The following is a 22,761-nucleotide window of genomic DNA, read 5'->3' as shown; positions in this document are numbered from 1 at the left end:
CGAATACTTCTTGCCCACGGCAGTCCACGGTTGCGTCCGGCTGTTCTGATTTTCTTTTTTCAAATCACTCAACCAATCACTGCATCGTTTGGGGTTGATGTGGTACGAATTCGTATTAAATTAGTACGATATCGCACTATTGGAGGGTCAAGATGCCAAACCGAAGACGTTTTCTCAAGATTCTAGGCGGAGGCACAATACTGGCGGCAACCGGTGCGGTTGCGTTTCTCGCTACACGCACGCCGCATGACGCGCTGGCTCCGTGGATGCCAAAACCGTATGACGACCCACGCAAAGTTGCTTTGTCCTATGCAATTCTCGCCCCCAATCCGCACAACTTGCAACCTTGGCTGGTCGAGTTGGTTGGACGAGACAAGGTGCGCATCCACCGTGATCCTGATCGCGAGCTTCCGGAAACCGATCCTTACCACCGACAGCTCTATATTGGCCTCGGGGCATTTGTTGAGACGATGGTACTGGCGGCAAGTGCTTTCGGGTTCGATACCGAGGTCAAGTTACTGCCAGATGGGGATGACGGACCCATCGCAGAAGCAGTGTTTGTGCCAGGCGGGACATCCGATCCACTATCAGATCAAATCCTCAAACGGCATTCCAACAAAGAACCGTACACTGAACAGCGGCTGTCCGAGGCGGAAATGTCAGTTCTTGAAAACTACGCCACTCTGATTTCCGATGAGGGTCTAGTGGCCCGTATTCGAGACCTCACGAAACGCGCATTTGAAATCGAGATGCGTACACCGCAGACGCTGAAAGAATCCGTCGACCTCATGCGGATCGGGAAAGCAGAAATCAACGCCAACCCTGACGGGATTGAACTGCGTGATCCCATGCTGGAAACACTGCGACTAGCAGGTCTGTTGGACAATGAGACCCTGATGAATGTTGACCACCCAGGCACTCAGTCACACATGCGAGGCTACTTCGCCATGCTAGACGCGACGCCGCAATACGCGGTCATGACGACGGCTACAAACACGCGAAGCGATCAACTCGATGCCGGGCGTCGATTGATGCGTTTTTACCTGAAGACAACCGAAATGGGCCTGGGCGTTCATCCGGTCAGTCAGGCACTTCAGGAATATCCCGAGATGGCCGATGAATACGCTCTGGCGCATGAGCTTCTTGCGCCAACAGGGCACACAGTGCAAATGTTGCTGCGTTTGGGGTATGGACCCGAACCAATTGCCACACCCCGCTGGCCGCTGGAGACACGAATTCTGAATGAAGCCTGAACATGTGACCAACGAAGTCTACCGGTTCTTCACCGAGGTCGGGATCATCAATCAGTTGATCTCGACCAAGCTAGAAGCGTTCTTACCTGGCAGAATGACCGCAACCCAATTTGGCATATTGGGCCACCTGGTCCGGCGCCCCGAGGGAGAGACGCCACTACAGCTATCGAACGCTTTTCAAGTGCCCAAGACGTCGATGACCCACATGCTCTCCAGTCTTGAAAGTCATGCCTTAATTACCCTTGAAGCCAACCCCAATGACAAGCGTTCAAAAATTGCCCGGTCGACGCCGCGAGGCGCGGAGTTTTTGCAAGCTTGTATGGATCGGATGTCGACAGCCCTCGGTCCGGTGATGTCCGAACTCGGGCCTGAGCCGTTTCATGAAACGCTGCCTAATCTGACGCTCATACGCGAAGCTTTAGACAGCGAACGGGACTAAGTAGAACCAGCGCCGCCCAAAGCGCGACCTCAAACGATCAGAACACCATGCTATCTGCGCCTAGGAGCAGCGACGGCGATCCTCGAGGCAAGATGGGCATGTCGTCAAATATTGCAATCCACGCGTCACCATCAAATACCACGAGTGGTTGGTTAAATTCCCGCCTATTGGGGAACTGCCAGAGTTCGCTCGAACTAGCGCGCCGTCACAGTCGCCAATCGACAAAGTAGGATGTGCGAAATCAACACCAAAAACGAAACAACCTCAGGCTACATAGAACAAACTTGCAATCGCGTGCTCCGGCGTAGTCACCTAAGGCATAGGGTTGGAGGAAGCAAATGGCGCAATGGAAGTTCGTGGTTTGTGTTTGTTGCGCGCTGGCTCTAGTAGCTTGCGCTCCAAAAACCCGCACATATGAAAAGACGGTATCGGCTTCGCTGCCAGCGACTTCAGGCACAGCTCTGGGCCTGGCGGCCAATCACCTTGGGAATCCCAAAGACGGTCGGTCAGGCGTCAAGCTAATCAGTGATGGCGAAGAAGCGCTCGTCTCAAGGCTGTTGTTGGCGGCTGCGGCCGAGCGAACGATAGACGCGCAATACTACCTTCTGCACAACGACCCAACGGGTCACCTCTTTGCAGCCAGTCTATTGCAGGCCGCAGATCGGGGTGTTCGTGTCCGATTGTTGCTGGATGACATGGATACGTCCAGCTATGACGCGATGACAGCCGCATTGGACAATCACGAGAATATTGAAATCAGGCTGTTCAATCCGTTTTGGCGCGATCAGAGCCTTTTGTTCGCGGGTCTGACGGACTTCAAACGCATCAACCGCAGAATGCACAACAAGTCCATGACGGCGGACAACGTGTTCACGATAGTGGGTGGCAGAAACATCGGTGCCGAGTATTTTCTGGCTCGGAAAGAAATGAACTATGCCGATCTGGATGTGCTGGCCGCAGGCCCAGTTGTACGCGAGGTGTCGCAAAGCTTTGACGCATACTGGAACAGCGAATTCGCCGTTCCGGCTCGTGTGGTCGTTGGAGAACCCCAGGAATTTGACCTTGCTGATGCACGAGTCCGGTTGAATGAACTGGTCGAGGAAGCGAGGCAAACGCAGTACGGCGCTGCCCTCAGAAAATCAGCGCAAGAGAACTTCGCGGATGGAGCCCTGTCACTGGATTGGCTGCCTGCGAAACTTTATGCTGATCCGCCCTCAAAAGCCGCGGGTCTCGAGAACTCAGGTCCCGTTCTGGCATCTCAATTGCTTCCGTACTTTGAGAATGCCAACAGTGAGGTGAACATCGTCTCCGCCTATTTCGTGCCGCGCAACAACGGTGTGAAATGGCTTACCGAACTTGAGAGCCGCGGTGTTAACGTGAAGGTCGTGACCAATTCGCTTGCATCTAACGACGTCGCACCCGTTTACGCACACTATGCTAAAAAACGCCGAGCACTTTTACGCGGTGGAGTAGAACTCTACGAACTGCGCCCCGACGCCTATCAGGTCCAACGTCGGGGTATTAACTGGGCTCAATCTCGATCAGGCCTACACTCCAAGGCATTTGCAGTTGATGACCGATACTTGTTCGTAGGGTCGTTCAACTGGGACCCGCGGTCTGTCAACATCAACACCGAAATGGGAATTCTGATTGACTCACCAGCATTGACCGCACGGACTATGGGTGCCTTGGACGACGCGCTACCCGCATACACATATAACGTGACGCTAGAGCACGCCGGTCAACTTAAATGGACAACAAGAGGCGATGATGGCAACGTCCTTGAGTATGAATCCGAACCGACAGGATCAGCTTGGGATCACATAGTTTCCGGTTTCCTAAGTATTTTACCAATTGGGTCACAGCTTTAGGTTTGTTGACAAATAATCTGGCCGCGTGTCGCTCTTCTCGGACACGCGTCTACAGCGAGTGGGAAACACCCTGACGTATTTCGGGCCATCGCCCAGGCGACCTTCAGTAAAAACCAATCTTGCTGACATCTACACGGGCGTCGTGATCGCGCCCGTAGGCGACAATTCCAACTGAGGTGATTTCGTCAGCGACGGGAACAGAGCGCAACATGGCACCTGAAGCCTTAAAGTTTGACAAAGGTAAAGAAACCTCGGTCCATTCGTCAGAAGTTTCGAACTCGGCCTGATAGTATTGCCAGGGCAGCACCGTGCCACGTGTTCTGAGGTGAACGAAGTATTGCTCGCCGTTGCCCCGCACCACTAACCTGACGCCTGATACACCCTCATCTGGTCGAACAGGTAACTTGCGTCGAAACTGGATGAAGCCGCCGTTGTTTTCTGTACTCACGGTTCCGGTCAACCGCGCGAATGCAACATCACCTTCCGAATGAAACTGCACCTGCCCTGAAGAGACCCCTCCCATGACGGTGTCGGCAATGTAGTCCCAACGAGTCTCCGGAGACTCGGAGAAGTCCTCAGCAAGATTTCCATCAGCCTGCGCCATTGTAGATCCGATGATAAATAGCCCTGAAACAAGCCCAACGAAGTTGCCACGCATATTGTTCTTCCTCAGTTCAATATCGCAATGGAAAGGTTAAGCGCCGTGGCAAATGCGACCCATGCTAAGTACAGCAGGAAGGCCAGTGCGGAAACCCGATCCGAATTCCTGACCCGAGCGATGAACATGACGATGACAACCAACAACGCGACAATGACCACAAGGGCAAACCACGGCTGTTGCAGTACGAAAAAGGTTGGAGACCACAAAAAGTTCAGACCCATCTGCGCCCACCACAGCTTCATTGCGGTCGAACTTCGGTCTGTTTCAAACTGACGCCAACCCGTCACAGCAATCAAGACATAGAGCACCGTCCAAACCGGGCCAAAAACCCAATTTGGTGGGTTGAAGGCGGGTTTAGAAAGCTGCCCATACCAATCGCCGGGTGCGGTCAATATCCCGATCAGGATGCCGCCTCCCATCACGAGGGCAAGAAATGCTATGCGGACCATCCAGTTCGACATTGTAAGGCAGCTTTCAGCAGTCCTTGGTCGCTACGTTGACAACTGCGTCGGAAGAGAAGGTTGCAGTTTTGGTCTCAACTGCGTCGGCATATGACACTGTTGCGCCTTCGATCTCGGACCCGGTTACGGTGATTTCGCGTTGCCCGATTGTATCATCAACATCGATGGTAAAGGCGAGATTGTCCCCGACTGCGAGGGTGGCGATCTCAAGTTCAATTGTATTTTGCCCGTCCACCGCCAAAGGAAGTTGCCGCAGTGCATCAACACCCTCAACGATTTCAAGCGGCTGGAATACCTCTACGCCTGCGCCATTTTCGGTGACATCGAAAATCAGGCGTCCGGCAGATTGCGACAAGTCAATTTTGAGGGTTGAGGCTTCTACTACGCACGTTCCGACATTCGTCAGAACAAAACGGTCCTTGGGTGCGCCTTCTATGAAGCGAATTTGTACACCAGCTTGAAGCGAAGTAGCTGCAAACAATCCAAGGGTTGCGGTAAGAATACTCTTCGAGAACATATTTATCTCCTTTCTAAAAGGTTCCTGACAAATACGCTCTGGCAGCTTTCTTGGATCAGACTTATGCCCTTTGACTATCGTGGTTCAGCCGACAGGACCTTTCAAAGTTCCATGCGCCGCTGTCAGAACGGTTAAGTCAAAACATGCCGTTTTCATTCTCGCTGTTTGCCGGAACCTCCTGAAGAACGTCCCAGTGCTCGACAACCTTCCCATCGACATCCAGGCGAAAAATATCGATCCCTGCGTACTCGAGACCATCGGGCCAGATTTGGTGGCAATGCAGAATAACGTGGTCGTCTTCAGCAAAGGCACGTTTGATGTCCACACGCTTTCCCGGGTATTCGGCAGCCATGCGCTCGAAGTACTCGACAAAGGCTTGCTTGCCGTCGCCAACATGCGGGTTGTGCTGCGTATAGGTTTCCCCAACAAAGATCTCTATGGCCTCGGCAGGTCGACACTCGTTGAACATCATTTCGTAGAAAGCGATGACGTTTTTCTTGTTTGTTTTGAGGTCCGGCATACTGATCTCCAAATCGACGTTTGCACCGCCCAAAAAATGTTGGCCCACGCAAATCTTGGAAGCAACCCGGCAAGGACCTCAATCCCTAATCGGCAAGAAGTTACCGGCTTGATTTTGCGTTGCGACTATTTCGCGGGTTAGCCACTTATTCAGTTTCTTCAAAGTCTATGTGAATGTGATTTCCATCAGGATCGGCCACATGGATTTGGATCATTCGGGATCCCGGGACTTCGGATTTGCGATACTGGATCTGACACGAGATCAGTTTTTCTTCGAATGCTCTCAACCCTGTGGCTGAGAGCGCAAAATGCTCGAGCTTGAGCTTCACTTCGGAGCCGACATTAGGCGTTCCTTCGTGACCCACAAGGTGAACCACGGCGTGATCACCCGCATACAACCAAGCTCCGGGAAACGGAAAATCAGGGCGGGCCCCGAGTTTTAAACCCAAGACCTCTTCATACCAAGCAACCATCTCAGGCAACTTAGTCGTCACGATATTCACATGATCCAGCCGCTCAATTCTCATCTAAAAACCCTCAAGCACGAGCTTTCCTTTGGCCTTGCCGCTTTCAAGGATAGTATGCGCTTTCTTTAAGTTTGTAGCATTGATCCTACCAAGTGTATCGGTCGCTGTGGATCTGATCTTTCCGTCATCTATCAACCCGGCGACCTGATTCAGGATTTCGCTTTGACGGTTCATATCTCCAGTCCCAAAAAGCGACCGAGTGTACATGAACTCCCAATGCAATGAGATCGATTTAGGTTTGAACGGCGCGATGTCGAAGGTTTCAGGATCATCAATCAACCCAAAGCGACCTTGAGGTGTCATCACCTCTCCAGCTTGGGAAGCATAAAGCTGGGAATGGTTTGTCGAATAAATGAAATCCACGCTGTCGATACCGAGAGCCTCGAGTTGTGAGCCAAAAGGTTCCGCATGGTTAATGACATGGTGTGCACCCAGCTCTCGAACCCAGTCTTGTGTCTCGGGTCGGGACGCAGTGGCAATCACCGTCAAGTCAGTGAGAGCTCGCGCCAATTGAATGGTGATCGACCCGACACCGCCTGCGCCACCAATAACCAACAACGTATTGGTCCCGCCGGAAACGGCATCCTGAACCCGCAAGCGGTCGAACAGCATCTCAAAGGCAGTAAGCGTCGTGAGCGGCATCGCCGCAGCCGCTTTCGCCGGTATGGATTTTGGCGCGGCTCCGACAATACGTTCATCCACCAGATGAAACTCGGCATTGGTTCCCGGTCGGTCTATTGCCCCGGCGTACCAAACTGTATCTCCCGGACTGTAATTCTCAACCGTTTCGCCAATTGCTTCGACGATCCCTACTGCGTCCCACCCCAGAATATCAGGTGCTGGGCCCGCAGGAGCACGTTTTTGCCGAATTTTCGTATCAACTGGGTTCACTGACACGGCCTGCACCTTCACCAACAAGTCGCGCCCCTTAGGCGTCGGTTTATCGGCCTCAAAGTCGATTAAGGCGTCCGCCCGATCAATCGACCCTGTCTCACGGTATCCCACGGCTTTCATAACGTGCTCCTTTGTCCGGTTCTCTATCAACCGATGACTGTCATCTCATTCAACGTGAATTCTGCAACGGCGCCCTCTGTTGCTTCCAGGTAAGCCGCAAGGTGCTGAGCACCCATGTGGGTTTGCCAAAGCTCTCGGCTTTGCCAGTTTTCGTAGAACACGAAATGAGCCGGGTTGTCGTTGTCCTGGTGCAGGTCATAGTTAATGCAACCTTCTTCGGCACGGGTTATGTCGATGAGCTTGATCAGCTCGGCCTTTACGAGGTCAATCTTGTCGGGGTTAGCTTTGATGTTGGCGACGATTGTCAACTTGGCCATTGGAATAGGTCCCTTGTGTATTTGCGCGATGCGCTAGATTTACGCCGCAGTCTCTTCGGGATAAACGGGGTATAATCGAACATATAATCCGGAAATACCGTTTAATGCATTTAGACAATCTTCGCTTGTTTCTGACCATAGCCGAGAAAGGCAGTCTTGTGGCCGCGGCGCGCGACACAGGGATGTCGAGCACGACAGTGTCCGAGCGGCTCGCGGCTCTCGAGGCACATTATGGAGTGGTTTTGTTCAACCGCACCACCCGTTCCATTAGCCTGACCGAAGAAGGCCGGGTACTAGCCGATGGTGCAAAAAACGTTCTCAGTGAGGTTGCGGACCTGGACACACGTGTTCGGCACGGTGCCGAAACTCTATCTGGTCCAATTCGCATAAGCGCGCCGATTGACTTGGGACGGAGCATTGTTTCCAAGGTTATTGCCGAATTCACCGAAGAGAACCCAGCCGTCTCAATCGAACTGTCCCTCTCGGACGGCTATGTCGACCTTGTGGGCCAGGGTTTCGACCTCGCCGTTCGCTTTGGCAACATCACAGACAGCTCGCTCAGGTTGCGAAATCTAGGAAGCTACCAACGTTTCGTATGTGCGTCCCCAAGTTATCTGGCCTCATTCGGAACGCCCGAAAAACCAGAAGATCTATTAATCCACAACTGCTTGGTCATGAGGTTTGGCGACATGATCGACAACGTTTGGGAGTTTGGATCAGGGCCAAATGCCCAGCGCGTATCGGTAAAGGGAAATCGGATAGTCAATGATGGTTCACTCATCCGCGATTGGGCGATTGCAGGCCATGGGGTCGTATTGAAGTCAGAACTGGATGTAGGCGAAGATGTTCGATCTGGCAGACTTGTTTCTGTCTTGCGCGACTTCCTCCCACCGCCGAAACCTTTGCAAATGATGTTTCCGCCTAGCCGAGCCCAACCACGTCGCATAACGGCCTTGGCCGAGCACTTGCGTCGCAAATTTGGTGTGAATTGAGGCAACAGGGGAAGAAACTAGACTGATACCAGCTAGGTTTGCTTAATGAATTTCAAAGTCGCCTGTGCTAGCTCTCTGCCAGCATCTTCTTGAATGAAATGCCCGGCTTTAGGCACAACGGTATGGTTTTGACCAACTGCCCCAGGGATCGACTTTTGGAACACTTTGTCTACTCCCGCCATGACCCTGTCATCTTCTCCAAAAACGGTCAGAAACGGAGTGTTGAGGGTCTTTAGGGTTTTCCATGCGGCTCGGTTGGCTTCTGAAGCTGGGTTGTCGGGTTTGTCGGGCACCAACATTGGAAACTGTCGAGCGCCTGCCAGATAGCGCTCATCCGGGAACGGTGCGTTGTAGGCTGCGACCTCTTCATCGGAAATCTTGGATGTTGTGCCGCCGAATACGATGCGCCCCGAATAAAATTCAGGAACGGATTGCGAGTATTCCCGCCAAGAAAGAAATGCCTCGCCCAAGGGAGTGTCACCGGTGGGCAAGGCCGTGTTTGCCACAACTACCCGAGAGAACCGCTCGGGCATACTCGCAACCAGCCGCAAGCCAATGAGTCCGCCCCAGTCTTGACAAACCAGTGTGATGCCCGTCAGGTCAACTTCCTGCAACCACTCGGACATCCAGTCTACATGGCGTTGGTAGGTGTAGTCGGATCGCTCAGTTGGCTTGTCCGACCGTCCAAACCCAATCAAATCAGGAGCCAGAACTCGATGGCCCGCATCATTGAATAACGGAATCATGTGCCGATACAGGAAGCACCAAGTTGGTTCTCCGTGCATCAACAATACTGGCGGTGCCTGTGCCGGACCCTCATCCAAATAGTGCAGTCGGAGTCGACCGCCCTCGGTATCATCCACATCAAGATAGTTCGGGCCAAAGTCGAAATCTGGCAATCCGTCAAACCGGTGGTCCGGTGTGCGAAGGAACTTCATCGTGAACTCTCCAAAATTGCCGACGGTCTTGGTCCAACAACAGTGATCGATAAAACTAAAACGGTCCAGTTCCAGCGTATACCGACTTCAGGTTTGGTTGAGTTGGACGCGTTACTTCGGTCCCTCGCGGAGGAGGCCCTTTTCGCAGACGTCTTGAATCTGCGCCAAAAAAAATGATCTCAAAAACCTTATATTGTGAGTTCATCTGCACGGATCGCCGAGAGGCGACTCAGAAGAAAATCGCAAGCCCGGTCATTGAGACAACCAAGAAAAGGAGAGTCATAATTCCGCCCGAGCGAACAAAATCGACCACCCGGTAGCCTGCTGGGCCCATGATCAACGCGTTCACCTGGTGGGTTGGGATCAAAAATGAGTTGGACGTTGAAATTGCCACTGTGAGGGCAAATACAGCCGGGTTACCACCCGCTGATATGGCGATAGAAACCGCCAGCGGCACCAGCAGAACAGTTGCACCCACGTTCGACATGACCAGCGTGAACGCTGTCGCCAAAATGGCGATTCCTGCTTGCAAAGACCAGATCGGCCACCCCTTCAGTAGAGCCAACACATGCGCGGCAATCCAATCCGCAGTGCCGGTGTTCTGGACTGCCTGGCCCAGCGGAATCAGTGAGGCGAGTAGAAAAACTGTGCTCCAACTGATCGACTCGTAGGCTTCGTCAATCGAGAGCACCCGGCTCAAAACCATCCCAATAGCGCCGATCAACAGGCACAATGACAAGCGCAGATCAGAGAACAAAATTAAGCTCAACGCTATTAGGAAGAAGGCGAGCGCCCATCCGACCTTGTGTGGCCGCAACTCTTCCTGGGGAAAGTCCGAGGTTACAACGACGAAATCCCTGTCTGACTTCAGTCGTGTCAGACGATCCCACTGCACGTGCACCACACATGTGTCGCCGGCTTGCAAAGGAACTTGCCCGATATGCGTGGCTGCATGATCCTCGGTTTCAACGTGGCTCAGTGTTTCTTCGCCACGCTGAATGGCTAACAAAGACAACCCATGTGTTTGACGGAGACGCAAATCAATCGGAGTCTGGCCTATCACTGAAGAACCGGGAGGAATAACAACCTCTGCCACCCCTGATTGAGTCGCGGCGAAATCATCCGCAAAGACGTCTAGTTGGGGTAGTATCTCTAAGCCGTAAGGCTCAGCGAACTGATGCTCAACCACCCGACGTAGGCCGAGCACTGCGAGCCGCGCCGGGGCTTCGATCTTTGTATCAGCCATCGGCGCGATGACCTTGTGGCCGCGATAGGATGTACCAAGAATGTAAATATTATGGGCGACCATGACATCCGCGAGCGTTTGTCCAATCAAGATCGAGCCTTCTGGAACACGAATCTCGAACATATCGGCCCTAAGCCCATAGGTGTTTTCTACATAGGTCTGCATGGACCGAGCTGAGCTTGCGTCTTCTCCACGCTCTCGCTGCGCTGGAAGGACCCAACGACCAAAGAGCACAAAGTAAAGCACCCCTGTCAGCACCAGCATCACACCGATAGGCGTGACTGAAAACAACCCAAATGTCTCCATTTGTTGGTCAGCCGGAAGGGATGAATTTGCCGAAACGATCAGGTCATTTAACAGGATGAGGGGCGACGACCCGACCAATGTGATCGTACCACCCAGAATCGCGCAAAACCCCATGGGCATCAGCAACCTACTCATCGGGATTTCCGTACGTGCTGAGATGCGGCTCACAACAGGCAGAAAAAGCGCGGCAGCTCCGACGTTCTGCATGAAAGAGCTGATGACACCAACCGTTGTTGAAATTATGGGGATTATCCGGGCCTCTGTCGTGCCACCATTCTTGAGGATCAAGGCCGCGACCTTTGACATAAGTCCAGTCTTATCAAGCCCAGCCCCAATTACCATCACTGCGATGATGGACATCACAGCGTTGGAGGAGAAACCTTCAAAGAGCTTGGATATATCGGCTAGATTACCTAGCCCCGGTAGATAGCTCAGTGCGCCAAGCAGTACCATTACAAGAATTGCTGAAACATCGATCCGTATAATCTCGGTAACAAAAAGTAAGACCGTAAAAGACAATAGACTCAGTACGGCTATCATTTCGTACGTCAGTGTTGGTAATTCCATATCGTACTCCCAACCTAACGTTACCTGACTAGCAGCAAATACGAAGGACCAGCTCTGCGCCGCAGATAAGGCCAAAATCCATCAGGCCGTCTCACGCGGCTCGTTTTCTCGAACGTGGTATCTGCTGAAACCTGGATTTCGCCAACTCAAAGAGACGCTGATGATAAACTCAAAAACCTCTCTTAATCACCGCAATCGGAGGAAAGCAGTCCATGCGTAAACTTGTGACAGAACCCCGCTTCAAGAAAGGGTATTGCCGTAACCTCGAAGTGAGCGCGTCCAAACCGGCGCGCTCACTCTATTTGGTATTGCCTGTTACCAAGTAGTTAAGAGTGATGCATCACTCTGCGGCAACCGCTTCCTCTTCTAGTGCTGGGTAGTCGGTGTATCCTTTTTCGTTACCGCCGTAGAGGGTAGTTGCATCCAGCTCATTCAGCGAGGCGTCTTTCTCCAGCCGACTGACAAGATCCGGGTTGGAAATGAACGGTCGGCCAAAAGCCACCAGATCGACGGCACCTGTCTCAACCGATTCAATCGCCATTTCGCGATCATAAGCGTTGTTGCCCATTTTCGCACCGTCAAACAATTTATAGAGCGCCTTTAGATCGCCACCTTCCGGAATATCGCGCGGGCCGCCGGTCTGTCCTTCCACGAGATGGAGATAGGCCAACCCATAGCTATTCAACAATTTGATCGCATGGGAGAACGTCGCCTGCGGGTTGCTGTCGGAGATGTTGTTGGCGTCCGAGAACGGGCTGAGGCGAACACCAACGCGGTCGGCGCCCCACACGTCGACAACCACGTCCATGACTTCCTTTAGGAATCGCGCTCTGTTCTCGACAGGACCGCCGTATTCGTCTTCACGCCTGTTGGACTCGTCCCGCAGGAACTGATCGATCAGATATCCATTGGCTGCGTGGACCTCGACACCGTCGAAACCAGCCTCTTTGGCGTTTTCCGCGGCCCTCCGGTAGTCGGAAACAATGTTCGCAATTTCTTCGATGGCCAGAGCCCGCGGTTCAGATGTTTCAACAAACTGCTCACCATCAAACGTCTTGGCCTTAGCTCCAATCGCGGATGGTGCAACAGGGGCGCCACCATCCTGCTGCAAGCTGTAATGCGAAATCCGGCCCACATGCCAAAGCTGGATTACAATCTTCCCGTCCTTGGCATGGACGGCCTCAGTCACTTTTTTCCAGCCGTCGATCTGCGCTTCGGAATAAATGCCGGGCGTCCAGGCATAGCCCTTGCCTTGGGGCGAGATTTGCGAAGCCTCCGTGATGATCAGACCTGCACCCGCCCGCTGGGCGTAGTACTTGGCCTGCAATTCATGGACACTGTCATCCTCGGCTCTTGCCCGGTTGCGGGTCAATGGCGCCATGACAATGCGGTTTTTCAGCTCGATTGCACCAGCTTTGATGCCGGAGAACAGTTTTTCATCAGCCATTGCTGTTTCCTTCTTTGGTAAACTTCGTTCAGATATTATTGGACCAATCAGTCCAATATTAGGGTCACTGTCTTTTGATTGAGTTTGTTTTAGGTTTCATTTCCTTATGGTGGCGGGAGGCCTTATGGCGAAATCACCAACCGGGCTTGTTTCAGGGTTTGCGATATCTGCTCAGCGGGAACGCCCGCCTTGCGCAAGGCTAGTGTTCCGATTGCAAGGGACGCAAAGGCGCGTGCCTTGTCGAGGGCCTGTCCCGGATCCGAAGGCTCAAGCGCTCTCGCAATAATCTCGTCAATATTCTCCAAATGCTGCCGTCCGAGAGCCGCCACTTCATCATCATGAGGAGCAAGTTCCGTCAGGCAGTTGATAAGCATGCAGCCATCACGACCGCCTTGCGGGTTCGCCAAAGCTTCCATTATCGCACCAACAGGGTCATCTCCGCCCGCGTCAGCAACGTCACGCAGCGCTTTCAAACCACGCCTTGAATAGTGGCTGAGGGCTTTGTGAAACAAAGCCTGCTTGTTGCCGAACGCTCCATAGAAGCTGGACCGACTCAAACCCATGGCCTTGGTCAGATCATCCACGGACGCGGTCTCGTAGCCCTTGTGCCAGAATACGCACAAGGCTTTTTCCAATGCCTCAGCTTCGTCAAAGGCACGAGGTCTACCTGGACCTGCGGATGATTTGATGTCGCCATTTGGGAGAGTTTTTTTGCTCATGCGCATGATTTGGAATGATTGGTCCAGAAATTCAAGGTGGCGGTAGGAGATTTTTGGAATGGTCAGTCCGTATTGTGACCAGAGAAAGGAATTTAGGTCGGTAGAGATACAAAACCTCCCCATCCCGGTTGGTGTCACGCTAATCTTAGGATCAGGACTGTTTTTCTTTTTGCGGGAGTGTCAGACGAGGAGGATCGCGATCGTAGAAAAGAGAGCCCGCGCTCGGTACTAGTTTCCAACACTGGACTGAGTGACTGGCGGCTTTGTCCAACGCGCTGATCTTGATCACTCTCAAACCAGAGATTGGTTCGGTAGATTCATGGCCAATGCCCTCATCTTGTGAGGATTACTACTCCAATGAGTAACAAAGCCAGGAATTCAGAACTGGTTTTACGAGCATCAGAACGGCGGGTCATCGTAAGCAAACCAACAGTAATTTCAGTGCGCTAGGTAAAAAAAACGAGGTTAGCTGAAGTTTAATTTGCCCAATGTGAACTTCTTAACTTTGGTTAGAACGGTTTTTTGGCAGTATCGTTTCATGAGTTGTTAGTGAGTTCAGTGAGTAAGTAGATGTATTTGCATAATTTCGAGGGGCATTGTTGCGCGGTCAATGACATCCGGATGGATGATTTTGCGCGTGAGTATCCGTTGCTGGACGATGTAGGCGTGCACGCACAATGGCAGAAAGGCTCCTGGCAGATCACGCGGATAGCCGACATCTGGACACGAACCGGGAAGGTACTTTCTTTACCTTACAAAGGAGCCAACGCCTATCCATCTTTCCAGTTTGCTCAGGATGGAACCCCGCTTCCTTTGATGGAAAAAGTGTTGAAAGCCCTGCCACGTGAAATGACCCCGTGGCAATGCGCGTTCTGGTTAACCACACCGAAACTGGAACTCGGAGGGGAAAGCCCGGCAAATCGCATTCAAATTGGCGATGATTGCATAGTCGGTATCGCAGGCGATGCTGGTGGTCTGATGGCAGCTTAGTGTTAGCTTTTGGTCACTTATACGTCGTACAGCATCTGGCAAATTCGTGTCTCCCCTGCTTTTTCTGCCTCCGGCAAGAATAGCGAGATCAGGGCACTTAAATGTCTATTTTCTTCTGAGAATTCAGAGACAATACCAAGCAGCCCATCCATAAATACGAATGGCCAAGAGCATACTGAAATACGGGTACTAACTAGGTCTTCGAATACCGATACCCGTTGGAGAAAATCCCACCGACAAGTACAACTGCTCTGCAAATCTGTTATCTGCCGCTACGCGTAGCGGAAATTCAACAAACTCGGTTTCTGCATATTTCTGTCAAACAGACTTCACCGCTCAAACACAGCCATCATCTGCCTGCGCAATCGCGCCAGATCCTCATCCACACTAGCGGTAGGATCCCGGCTCAGGGTGTGACTGGCTGGATCAAGGGGCATACACGCCGGAGCAGCGTTTGGTATCTGGTTCGAAAAATCGCGGAGTTGGCAATTCGGGAGATTGAACCAACTTCTGATAATAGGCAGGGCGTGTCACCAGACGACACCTAAAGCAACGCACAGGTAGGAATTTCGGTGCCAGTCTCCCGTCTTTCCACACCAGTGCAAACTACTTGCCCCGGAGGACTAGGTCGTTTGCAGAATTGGAGCCTCTCCTGAGGAAGCGCTCGCACGCCCGACAACTAGCTTTTCCGGGGCCATGACAAATAACTCAAAGTTAGCAATTTGCCCAAAAGCCTCAGTTCCAGAGGGGAATAAGAATGTCAGAGAAGGCTTCATCCGCAGTACTTTCGCACCTCAGTATCCCTAAGCCCGGTGGCCACAAGCATGCATCTGTTTCGCGCCTCGTAATAATACCCTCGGGCATACCACATGACCGCTTCGGGCTCATTTCCATCTGAAACCATCCAAGCACCACGCAAATATCTAATGGCGTATGTTAGATTGGTCTGAGCGTCCAAGAGGTCGGAAGGCTGTCCGCGAAATCCCATCTGGCGCGCAGTAGCAGGCAGAATCTGCATCAGCCCGTAATAGGGACCATTTCGGGCATTGGGGCGGTAGTCGCTTTCTCGCTGGATCACACGGTGTACGAGGCTCCGCGGTACACCGTTTGCGTCCGCGGTTTCGTTGATCATCACGCGCAGCTCAGGGGTTTCACCGGGATAAAGTCGCGTCAAAGGCTCTGCGGGTTCATTGCCGCAAGCGGTAAGAATTAGCGCAGCAAGAATGACTGTGTATCGCATCAAAATTCTCATCTCATTAATGACAAGATTCATCAGTGCTCAACTGTGATTGATATTCAATATCCCAAGGTATTTTTGAGCGGCTTTTGGCCAGAATTGATTTGGCACCTAATACCGACGGTGCACTCTCTTTTCAGTAACAACGTGCCTCTTTTTCTGACGCTCGCGCAAAAAGACAAACAGTCCTGACCCCAAGATCAGTGAAATACCGACTGCGACAGGCAGGTTTGGGAGTTCGCCCCAGATGACCCATCCCCAAAAAATAGCCATGGGAAGACCGACATATTCAAACGGTGCCACAGTAGCTGCGTCTGCCATTCGGTAGGCCTGGCCAAGGCAATACCCGACAATTGCAGAATTGAATCCGAGGCCAATAAACAACCAGCGGTCAGCCCCTTCGGGCCAAACCCACGCACGCAGTAAGAAGATCAGGCTATCGTTCTCGAGCTCGCTCGCAAAACGGCCATCCCCTGCCACTGACCAGAACAACAGACTGACAACGATAAAGCACGCCTGAATGTACACGGCCATTGCTGAGGCTTTGGACTTTGCGCCTAGAAAACGGGTCATCACGTTGTTGAGGGCATAGGTAAATGCAGCAAGAACCGGTAAGGCATACATCAACAGACCAACTTCACGCTCGCCGCCGGCCTCCCATGGGCGAGTCATGATCACCACGCCCAAAAATCCCACAAGCACAGCACCAATCCGCATCGGCCCAACTTTTTCGCCAAGCAATGGGATACTCAGCAAGGTGATCATCAAGGGGGCTACGAAGAAAACAGCGGTGGCTTCCGCCAGCGGCATTACCGCCAGGGCCGTAAAGAACGTCAGATTGGCAATGACAATCAGCAAACCGCGCACAAGGTGAAGTCCCGGCTGATCGGTTTTCAGGATGCGCCAACCGCCCTCCATCTGGACCAGGGCAAAGCTGAACCCGATCCCGATCAACGATCTTGTAAACACCATCTGGTGCAAGGGGTAACCGCCAGACAGGAATTTGATCAGCATGTCATTGACAGAAATCGCCAATATTCCGATCAGCACGAACACAATACCAGCTGTCGGGTTTTGTAGTTTTTGTTCCGCTGTCATGGAGTGCCCTTTCACAGGGCCACTACCATGGGTCAAAGAATAGGTCACGTCGCTTTGCGACATGGCAGTTCGCTCAGATATCCGCGACGCGTATCTGTGACCGATCGCAGCCCAAACCGGAAATTCAAAACTAGACTTTGCAGTTTTCCGAGAAGCGGACAATGCAGCCGTTTGTTCTATCGCTATTGGGCGGCTCGAAACATCGGAAATAGGGGTGGGGCTTGGTCGGCTTTGATTAGACCCATCTCTTGAAAACCATAGCGCTTATACAGCGATAGATTTGTAGGGTTTGTCGACTCTAAGTAAGCAGGTCTTCCATCTTCGTCACAACGTTTGAGGCAGCATTCAAGCAACGCGGAACCCAACCCTTTTCCTTGGCGAATTGGGTCGACCGCAATAAAAGCTAAATGCCAGCAGTCCTCATCGGGATGATAATTGTCCATCTGCCCAAAGGTTTCGAACAACGCATCATGCTTTTCTGGTGAGACCGTCTGCTCAAAACAGGCGACAAGCCGTTCTTCATCAGGGTGAATGCTTGGCGGAAGCCAAAGTGCGCCAGCGGTGAAATCATCGTTTCGAAACGCGCTGCCCTGTTCAAATGCACGCCCTCCAAAGAAGTCCATTACTCGCGGGAAGTGGGAGAGGAAATCGGCAGGTTCAGGATACAGCCAACGCATGAATGGGTCCGCAGAAAATCCAAGAGCAAGTCCGCTTAACAAACTTTCTGCTTCACTTCGGGTTGATGATCTAAACATGAAATTACCTTTGGTCGTTCCACTTCGATTTCCAAATTTTAGCATGAGGGCCGTAAATACTTGTTGTCAAATGCGCAATTTATTGTCCTGCTCAAGCAACGATGGATGACTGCATTGGGCTCACTGCAGACATTTTCTGCATACAATGTCTGCGACAGATCGCAGCCCAAAGCGGACCTTCAAAACCGAGCTTTGTAATTCTAGCGATGCTGACCAAAGCCACCGATTGATGTACGGCGCTAAGATTGGTCGGAGTGAACCAACGCAATTCGGGACTTTCTGGTCATTCAGGTTGGATTCCCCAACCATTTGGTTGCACGTTTGCGAACGTCATCGGGTATCTCTGTGGCTTGGCGGGTTTCGAGGCTTAGCAGTACGCATTTGAATTCGGTTTCGAACGCTATTTTGTTGCCGTCAGCTCGAAAAAGCCGATGTCTAAAGGTCATGGATTTGGAGCCAATCGCTACAACTTCCGTCTCCAGCCGTATCGATTCACCAGCAGTAAGCTCTGCGCGGAAATCGCTTTGAGCGTTGACTACGGCGAATGAAACACGGCGGCCCGTTCGCATATCGTTTGCGGTTAACCCCATTTCAGATTGAATGGCTAAAACACCGTCGGAACATGCGGCGAAGTACCTCGAAACATTCATATGTCCAAGAAAATCGCAATCCGTTGGATCAACAACCGAGCGGAATGAAACCATTGCTGACATGTAGTTGCTCCTCTCGAACTGCATAGGATTCTTACAAGAATGGGCATTGCATGTCATCTTGTCGAACAATCGACCAAGTATAGACCAGCATTTTGGTAAGTCTTAAGAAATGGAGTGTGCGATGCCCTCAATTGAAATTCAGGTACTTGAAGGTGTGTTTTCGGCAGAAGAAAAAGGCAAGATAATACAAAATGTCACCAAGGCCTTCGGCGAAGTCGCCGGGCAAACAATACAAAATGGAACGTCTGTCCGGTTGCTAGAGGTAAGCAGCGGTTCATGGGGTTACGCGGGACACATTCTAACTACACAAGACGCTTTGGAGATGCGCGCCCGTGGTTGACAAAACACCTTAGGACCGGGTCAGTTTTCGGCAGCTTTGGCCCACAGCAGTCATTTTCTACGGGTTGCATACTTGGCTGTTTCAGCCCGTAGCCGACATTCGCGACCAGACTTTGCAATTCCGTAAAGCGAGAAGAAAGCAAGTTTTCAATGCCGCTTCATGTTGTTGTAGTATTGCCGTAGTTTTCGAATTGACCTGACGTTATGGCCGAGCTGACTGAACAACTCAGCGACGTTCTAATTCGAAGATGCTGCGAGAACTTGATCCGCAATCCAGTCGAACACAAGCCTGGACCCCCTGCCGGAGTTGGTATGACTTCGAGACATTACATAACCAGCATCGCTGAAGACTAAATCGTCCGTAACGGTCACCAGAGACCCCTTGCTGAGCAGATCATCAATCAATCCAATCCACCCCAATGCGACACCTTCACCAGACAAAGCAGCCTGGGTGACCATGTCATAGTTGTTGAAACTGATGTAATTTTTCTTTCTTTTGCCAGTTATGCCCAGGCTATCAAACCATCCTTGCCAGGTTTGCCACGCTGCGGTTGCAGGTTTTGACAGGCTCAGAAGTTGAACATCCAGCAAGTCCGCGGGATTTTGGATTGATCCAATCTTCTCTAATAGCTGAGGACTGCAAACAGCGGCGACAACCTCTTCCAAGAGTAGTATTTCATCAGGTTTGATCTGGGCTTTGGGTGCAACATGGATACGAATGTCGCAATCGGTATCATCCAGGCCGGGCGGCACAGTGGAGGCCAAAATCTGAATTTCAATTTCATCCCCGATTTCCTCTCGGAGGTAACCAAGACGCGGAAGCAGCCAGAATGTTGAGAACGCAAAATCGGCTGAGATTCGAACACTGGGTTTAGTTTTGCGCTCGAGCAAAGAGTTTACCGCAAAATTCATCTGCGTCATTGCGGGTCTGACCACATTCAAAAGCCTCAACCCCTCATACGTCAGTGAAACGCCCCGGTGTTCTCTTTTGAAGAGGACGACGCCCAGATCGACCTCCAAACCTTTTATCCGTTGCGAGATCGAGGACTGGGTCAGCCCGAGAGCGTCGCCGGCACTTGTAAAGTTTCCATGCTTCGCGACCATTTCGAACGCATAAAGCGCCACGAGGTTTCGGCTTAGACTGGTATTAACTCTGTTAATGTCACCCATAATTACTCAGCTACTGCAAAAGAGAGAAAATTTATACCAAAAACTATGCCAATGGGCGCGAGTGCAGCCCTGTGAGAGAAACACGGGAGCCAATGATAACCAAACAAAACCGCGGCCATAGGTGCGGACAGCCATCCGATTAACGAAATTCACACGCGTGCGCTGGCTCTGAGAAGCTAAGAATTTCGGCGCGTTTTAACTCCCCGGACCCAGTGAGATTGACGATGCAACTGGTGTGCATCGTTGGGCTCACTGGTTTCCCGGCAATATGGGCGATCGGGTCAAAACTAGCAGACTGTCCCACCAGAATATCAAAAACAGGGAGAAGTTGATTATGGCGATAAAGCCACCTCTATCAGAACTTCCGATTAAGACCGCTGACAACGGTTTTTATAGGGGGTTCAGTGTTAACGTCACGGTGATCAGTAAGATTATCATTAGTTTGCTGGTCGTCTGGTGCATCGTTTGGCCGACCCAGGCCGGCAGGATCCTTGGCGATTGGAATGCAGCCATTCTGGCTCAGTTTGCAGCTTGGTACATCTGGGTTGTAACCGGGTTTGTTATCGTCTGTATTGGTTTGGCCATCTGGCCAGCCGCAGGACGTCTGAACCTGGGTGTAGAAGGCGAAAAGCCGGAGTTCTCGAATTTCTCATGGTTCTCGATGATGTTCGGTGCAGGTATCGGAGTTGGGATGTTGACCTGGGCGGTGGCGGAACCCGTGGCCCACTTCAAGAACAATCCTTCGGTTATTCAGGGGGTCACTACAGCCCTAGATGCGGACAATGTGCGCACTGCCTACGTGTGGTCCTATCTGCATTGGGGATTGGGCGCTTGGGCGTGCTACGCGATTGCAGGTCTTGCATTGGCATTCTTCAGCTATCGCCGTGGGCTTCCGCTGACGATCCGCTCATCCCTGACGCCGCTTTTTGGTAAGGCGCTTTCGGGCAACCTTGGCCACCTGATCGATATCGTCGCCGTCGTTGCAACCATCTTGGGTGTGGCACAGACGCTTGGCTTTGGTGTTGAGCAGTTCGTTGCGGGCCTGACGCGTATCGGCATCGGCGGCCTGGCAAATACAGACGGTTCAGCCACAACGCTGGGCATCATCGTCGCGTTGCTGGTCATCATGGGGGCTTCGACACTGTCAGCTCTGTCTGGTGTGGGTAAGGGCATCAAGTGGCTGTCGAACATTAATATGGCGCTATCGATCTTCCTTCTGGGTTTCTTCATCCTGTTCGGGGCTACGTTCTTTGGCGCCAAGGCATTCTTTGTCGGCATCTGGGACTATCTGGTTGCTCTGCCCTGGCTCAGCTTCAACGTTTACGCCTCGGATGGCGTAGAAGGGTCTGAATCTTTCCTGCTGGCACAATGGCAGGGCTGGTGGCCGGTGTTTTATTGGGCCTGGTGGATCGCGTTTGCACCTTTCGTCGGATTGTTCTTGGCGCGCATCTCGCGGGGGCGGTCCATCCGTGAGTTCGTGCTGGGTGCGATGATCGTACCGTCGCTGATGTGCTTTGTCTGGTTTGCATGGGCCGGCGGCACCGCTATCGACCTTGAACTGAACGGTGGCGCAAACGGTGTGATCCTGGATGCGGCCAATGGTGACAAGATCTTTGCCATGACCACCTACATGCTCGCGCCCATAGCCGAGTTCCTGGCCTGGGCCATGGCGGTTGTGATCGTGATTTTGCTGATGACCTTCCTTGTCACTTCGGCTGACTCGGCCGTGTTAATCGTGAATACGATCAACGCGGCTGGTGACGAGGGGCCCAAGGCACGTCCGCATATCATGTTCTGGGGCGCTGCGCTGGCATTGGTGGTTGGAGGCCTTCTGATCTCAGGTGGAACCGGGGCCATTCAGACCGCTATGGTAATCGGCGCATTACCTTTCTCTATCGTCATGGCGCTGATGTGCATTGCTTTGATAAAAGCGATCTGGAACGATGGGCGCCGCGAAGCGGCTGGCATTGCATCAACTGTTGATCCCGAAACATCAACGATGCCAGCCGAATAGTACTCGCGTATCTAAATGTGACCCTGGGACGAAAAAACCGGGGTCACAAATATGATGGCAGCCGAAACAGAAATCTATCAAAAATGCGGGTTTTAGCGCCGCATATTGATTGCTTGATCATTACCGAAAATACGTCTTTGGTTGAACTTTGCAGAGTCTGCTTTCTGCGCAGAATGTTCAAACTGCCTGAGAACCCAAAACTGGGATTCCAGAAGTCACATTGAGCATGAACCCCAGCAACACTGCTCACGTTTAGTTACGACTCGGATTGCGATGTCCATGCAGTAAGGTGTTTCTGTAGCGTCCCAACCAGCAGGCAAGTTCGCAACGACAAGAAACCTTTATTGAATCGCTACAGAGACTGTAGGTGTTCTCATAACGCTGCATTGTCTTCATTGAAGACATTCAGGAAATTCGGCTGTGTTCGCCCATAATTCTGCGCGGTATTTGCGCACAAGCTTGCACGATTTGCCCATAAATTTGCGCGGTTCGAAAAACGCTCTCAATTGATGGCAGCTGTCGCGCTCCTTCTTCAGCTTTAAAGGGCTATCTCTCTATCATAGGTGCATTCTGGGCGGCAAAATTCAACCCTTATCTGAAGGACGATGCTCGTCAGCGCTTGTGGTAAATTGCGGAACTGGATCCAGTTTC

Annotated in this window: 23 protein-coding genes; 7 read left to right on the top strand and 16 right to left on the bottom strand. The window is 52.0% G+C overall.

Translation table 11 applies throughout. The features are described from left to right. Positions 1-152 precede the first annotated feature (152 nt). The 3 genes from GOX21_RS19890 (at position 153) to GOX21_RS19880 (ending at position 3,563) form a co-directional block, all read left to right on the top strand. Positions 153-1,253 carry an Acg family FMN-binding oxidoreductase gene (locus GOX21_RS19890; RefSeq protein WP_170379586.1) on the top strand — a complete coding sequence of 367 codons (1,101 nt, stop codon included), beginning with the start codon at positions 153-155 and terminating at the stop codon, positions 1,251-1,253. Further along, positions 1,243-1,692 carry a MarR family winged helix-turn-helix transcriptional regulator gene (locus tag GOX21_RS19885; RefSeq protein ID WP_217353057.1) on the top strand — a complete coding sequence of 150 codons (450 nt, stop codon included), beginning with the start codon at positions 1,243-1,245 and terminating at the stop codon, positions 1,690-1,692. The genes GOX21_RS19890 and GOX21_RS19885 overlap by 11 nt, the downstream gene beginning before the upstream one ends. A 338-nt stretch (positions 1,693-2,030) precedes the next feature. Continuing rightward, positions 2,031-3,563, top strand: coding sequence for a phospholipase D family protein (locus GOX21_RS19880; RefSeq protein WP_170379584.1), 1,533 nt, complete (start codon positions 2,031-2,033; stop codon positions 3,561-3,563). 103 nt (positions 3,564-3,666) lie between these two features. On the opposite strand, the gene GOX21_RS19875 is transcribed toward GOX21_RS19880, so the two are convergent. The 7 genes from GOX21_RS19875 to GOX21_RS19845 form a co-directional block, all read right to left on the bottom strand. Further along, positions 3,667-4,221, bottom strand: a complete 555-nt coding sequence (locus GOX21_RS19875) for a CIA30 family protein (protein ID WP_170379581.1) — start codon at positions 4,219-4,221, stop codon at positions 3,667-3,669. A gap of 11 nt (positions 4,222-4,232) precedes the next feature. After that, positions 4,233-4,685: a TspO/MBR family protein gene (locus GOX21_RS19870; protein ID WP_170379579.1), complete on the bottom strand. Its 453-nt coding sequence runs from the start codon at positions 4,683-4,685 to the stop codon at positions 4,233-4,235. A gap of 13 nt (positions 4,686-4,698) precedes the next feature. Next, positions 4,699-5,202 (bottom strand): aggregation factor core, encoded by a 504-nt coding sequence (locus GOX21_RS19865; protein ID WP_170379577.1) that lies wholly within the window; start codon positions 5,200-5,202, stop codon positions 4,699-4,701. A 136-nt stretch (positions 5,203-5,338) separates the two neighbouring features. Further along, a complete protein-coding gene (locus GOX21_RS19860) occupies positions 5,339-5,722 on the bottom strand; it encodes a nuclear transport factor 2 family protein (RefSeq protein WP_170361955.1) in 384 nt (127 codons plus the stop codon). A gap of 145 nt (positions 5,723-5,867) precedes the next feature. Continuing rightward, positions 5,868-6,248, bottom strand: a complete 381-nt coding sequence (locus GOX21_RS19855; protein WP_170379575.1) for a VOC family protein — start codon at positions 6,246-6,248, stop codon at positions 5,868-5,870. Then, positions 6,249-7,262 (bottom strand): zinc-binding alcohol dehydrogenase family protein, encoded by a 1,014-nt coding sequence (locus GOX21_RS19850; protein WP_170379573.1) that lies wholly within the window; start codon positions 7,260-7,262, stop codon positions 6,249-6,251. A 26-nt stretch (positions 7,263-7,288) separates the two neighbouring features. Further along, a complete protein-coding gene (locus GOX21_RS19845; protein ID WP_050606061.1) occupies positions 7,289-7,579 on the bottom strand; it encodes a putative quinol monooxygenase in 291 nt (96 codons plus the stop codon). Positions 7,580-7,683: 104 nt separating this feature from the next. Here GOX21_RS19845 and GOX21_RS19840 point away from each other — a divergent pair, with 104 nt between their 5' ends. Further along, the gene (locus GOX21_RS19840; protein WP_170379571.1) at positions 7,684-8,571 is read left to right on the top strand and encodes a LysR family transcriptional regulator; all 888 of its coding nucleotides are present in this window, start codon (positions 7,684-7,686) and stop codon (positions 8,569-8,571) included. A 32-nt stretch (positions 8,572-8,603) separates the two neighbouring features. Here GOX21_RS19840 and GOX21_RS19835 read toward each other — a convergent pair whose 3' ends face one another. The 4 genes from GOX21_RS19835 to GOX21_RS19820 all read right to left on the bottom strand — a co-directional run bounded on the left by GOX21_RS19835 (position 8,604) and on the right by GOX21_RS19820 (position 13,932). Further along, a complete protein-coding gene (locus GOX21_RS19835; RefSeq protein WP_170379569.1) occupies positions 8,604-9,509 on the bottom strand; it encodes a haloalkane dehalogenase in 906 nt (301 codons plus the stop codon). A 229-nt stretch (positions 9,510-9,738) separates the two neighbouring features. Beyond that, positions 9,739-11,628 carry an SLC13 family permease gene (locus tag GOX21_RS19830; RefSeq protein WP_170379567.1) on the bottom strand — a complete coding sequence of 630 codons (1,890 nt, stop codon included), beginning with the start codon at positions 11,626-11,628 and terminating at the stop codon, positions 9,739-9,741. A gap of 340 nt (positions 11,629-11,968) precedes the next feature. After that, complete coding sequence (locus GOX21_RS19825) at positions 11,969-13,075, bottom strand: alkene reductase (protein WP_170379565.1); 1,107 nt, start codon at positions 13,073-13,075, stop codon at positions 11,969-11,971. A gap of 122 nt (positions 13,076-13,197) precedes the next feature. Continuing rightward, the gene (locus GOX21_RS19820) at positions 13,198-13,932 is read right to left on the bottom strand and encodes a TetR/AcrR family transcriptional regulator (RefSeq protein ID WP_368040046.1); all 735 of its coding nucleotides are present in this window, start codon (positions 13,930-13,932) and stop codon (positions 13,198-13,200) included. A 483-nt stretch (positions 13,933-14,415) separates the two neighbouring features. Between GOX21_RS19820 and GOX21_RS19815 the strand changes: the two genes are divergently transcribed. Then, complete coding sequence (locus tag GOX21_RS19815) at positions 14,416-14,784, top strand: hypothetical protein (protein WP_170379563.1); 369 nt, start codon at positions 14,416-14,418, stop codon at positions 14,782-14,784. Between the two features lie 772 nt (positions 14,785-15,556). Here the strand turns inward: GOX21_RS19815 and GOX21_RS19810 are convergent. From GOX21_RS19810 to GOX21_RS19795, 4 genes are all read right to left on the bottom strand, one after another. After that, complete coding sequence (locus GOX21_RS19810) at positions 15,557-16,024, bottom strand: lytic transglycosylase domain-containing protein (RefSeq protein WP_254428635.1); 468 nt, start codon at positions 16,022-16,024, stop codon at positions 15,557-15,559. Between the two features lie 108 nt (positions 16,025-16,132). After that, complete coding sequence (locus tag GOX21_RS19805) at positions 16,133-17,119, bottom strand: DMT family transporter (RefSeq protein ID WP_170352051.1); 987 nt, start codon at positions 17,117-17,119, stop codon at positions 16,133-16,135. Positions 17,120-17,301: 182 nt separating this feature from the next. Then, positions 17,302-17,796 carry a GNAT family N-acetyltransferase gene (locus GOX21_RS19800; protein ID WP_170379561.1) on the bottom strand — a complete coding sequence of 165 codons (495 nt, stop codon included), beginning with the start codon at positions 17,794-17,796 and terminating at the stop codon, positions 17,302-17,304. A gap of 365 nt (positions 17,797-18,161) precedes the next feature. Beyond that, positions 18,162-18,587, bottom strand: a complete 426-nt coding sequence (locus GOX21_RS19795; protein ID WP_170379559.1) for an acyl-CoA thioesterase — start codon at positions 18,585-18,587, stop codon at positions 18,162-18,164. Between the two features lie 121 nt (positions 18,588-18,708). On the opposite strand from GOX21_RS19795, the gene GOX21_RS19790 reads away from it, so the two are divergent. Continuing rightward, entirely contained in the window at positions 18,709-18,927 is a 219-nt protein-coding gene (locus GOX21_RS19790; protein ID WP_170352054.1) for a tautomerase family protein, read from the top strand. Positions 18,928-19,163: 236 nt separating this feature from the next. Here the strand turns inward: GOX21_RS19790 and GOX21_RS19785 are convergent, their stop codons facing one another. Beyond that, the gene (locus GOX21_RS19785) at positions 19,164-20,096 is read right to left on the bottom strand and encodes a LysR family transcriptional regulator (protein WP_170361945.1); all 933 of its coding nucleotides are present in this window, start codon (positions 20,094-20,096) and stop codon (positions 19,164-19,166) included. A gap of 334 nt (positions 20,097-20,430) precedes the next feature. On the opposite strand from GOX21_RS19785, the gene GOX21_RS19780 reads away from it, so the two are divergent. Next, positions 20,431-22,110 (top strand): BCCT family transporter, encoded by a 1,680-nt coding sequence (locus GOX21_RS19780; RefSeq protein ID WP_170352056.1) that lies wholly within the window; start codon positions 20,431-20,433, stop codon positions 22,108-22,110. The last annotated feature ends 651 nt before the right edge of the window (positions 22,111-22,761 follow it).

Source organism: Ruegeria atlantica (assembly GCF_013032005.1).
In the GTDB taxonomy this organism is placed as follows: Bacteria; Pseudomonadota; Alphaproteobacteria; order Rhodobacterales; family Rhodobacteraceae; genus Ruegeria; species Ruegeria atlantica_A.
This window is presented reverse-complemented; position numbering and strand designations above follow the sequence as displayed.

Coding starts and splice junctions, on each gene's coding strand:
- GOX21_RS19795 (WP_170379559.1), bottom strand. CDS start 18,587: ATGTCAGCAATGGTTTCATTCCGCTCGGTTGTTGATCCAACGGATTGC.
- GOX21_RS19845 (WP_050606061.1), bottom strand. CDS start 7,579: ATGGCCAAGTTGACAATCGTCGCCAACATCAAAGCTAACCCCGACAAG.
- GOX21_RS19855 (WP_170379575.1), bottom strand. CDS start 6,248: ATGAGAATTGAGCGGCTGGATCATGTGAATATCGTGACGACTAAGTTG.
- GOX21_RS19870 (WP_170379579.1), bottom strand. CDS start 4,685: ATGTCGAACTGGATGGTCCGCATAGCATTTCTTGCCCTCGTGATGGGA.
- GOX21_RS19790 (WP_170352054.1), top strand. CDS start 18,709: ATGCCCTCAATTGAAATTCAGGTACTTGAAGGTGTGTTTTCGGCAGAA.
- GOX21_RS19885 (WP_217353057.1), top strand. CDS start 1,243: ATGAAGCCTGAACATGTGACCAACGAAGTCTACCGGTTCTTCACCGAG.
- GOX21_RS19805 (WP_170352051.1), bottom strand. CDS start 17,119: ATGACAGCGGAACAAAAACTACAAAACCCGACAGCTGGTATTGTGTTC.
- GOX21_RS19890 (WP_170379586.1), top strand. CDS start 153: ATGCCAAACCGAAGACGTTTTCTCAAGATTCTAGGCGGAGGCACAATA.
- GOX21_RS19825 (WP_170379565.1), bottom strand. CDS start 13,075: ATGGCTGATGAAAAACTGTTCTCCGGCATCAAAGCTGGTGCAATCGAG.
- GOX21_RS19865 (WP_170379577.1), bottom strand. CDS start 5,202: ATGTTCTCGAAGAGTATTCTTACCGCAACCCTTGGATTGTTTGCAGCT.
- GOX21_RS19840 (WP_170379571.1), top strand. CDS start 7,684: ATGCATTTAGACAATCTTCGCTTGTTTCTGACCATAGCCGAGAAAGGC.
- GOX21_RS19815 (WP_170379563.1), top strand. CDS start 14,416: ATGGATGATTTTGCGCGTGAGTATCCGTTGCTGGACGATGTAGGCGTG.
- GOX21_RS19860 (WP_170361955.1), bottom strand. CDS start 5,722: ATGCCGGACCTCAAAACAAACAAGAAAAACGTCATCGCTTTCTACGAA.
- GOX21_RS19830 (WP_170379567.1), bottom strand. CDS start 11,628: ATGGAATTACCAACACTGACGTACGAAATGATAGCCGTACTGAGTCTA.
- GOX21_RS19785 (WP_170361945.1), bottom strand. CDS start 20,096: ATGGGTGACATTAACAGAGTTAATACCAGTCTAAGCCGAAACCTCGTG.
- GOX21_RS19875 (WP_170379581.1), bottom strand. CDS start 4,221: ATGCGTGGCAACTTCGTTGGGCTTGTTTCAGGGCTATTTATCATCGGA.
- GOX21_RS19880 (WP_170379584.1), top strand. CDS start 2,031: ATGGCGCAATGGAAGTTCGTGGTTTGTGTTTGTTGCGCGCTGGCTCTA.
- GOX21_RS19810 (WP_254428635.1), bottom strand. CDS start 16,024: ATGCGATACACAGTCATTCTTGCTGCGCTAATTCTTACCGCTTGCGGC.
- GOX21_RS19835 (WP_170379569.1), bottom strand. CDS start 9,509: ATGAAGTTCCTTCGCACACCGGACCACCGGTTTGACGGATTGCCAGAT.
- GOX21_RS19800 (WP_170379561.1), bottom strand. CDS start 17,796: ATGCGTTGGCTGTATCCTGAACCTGCCGATTTCCTCTCCCACTTCCCG.
- GOX21_RS19850 (WP_170379573.1), bottom strand. CDS start 7,262: ATGAAAGCCGTGGGATACCGTGAGACAGGGTCGATTGATCGGGCGGAC.
- GOX21_RS19780 (WP_170352056.1), top strand. CDS start 20,431: ATGGCGATAAAGCCACCTCTATCAGAACTTCCGATTAAGACCGCTGAC.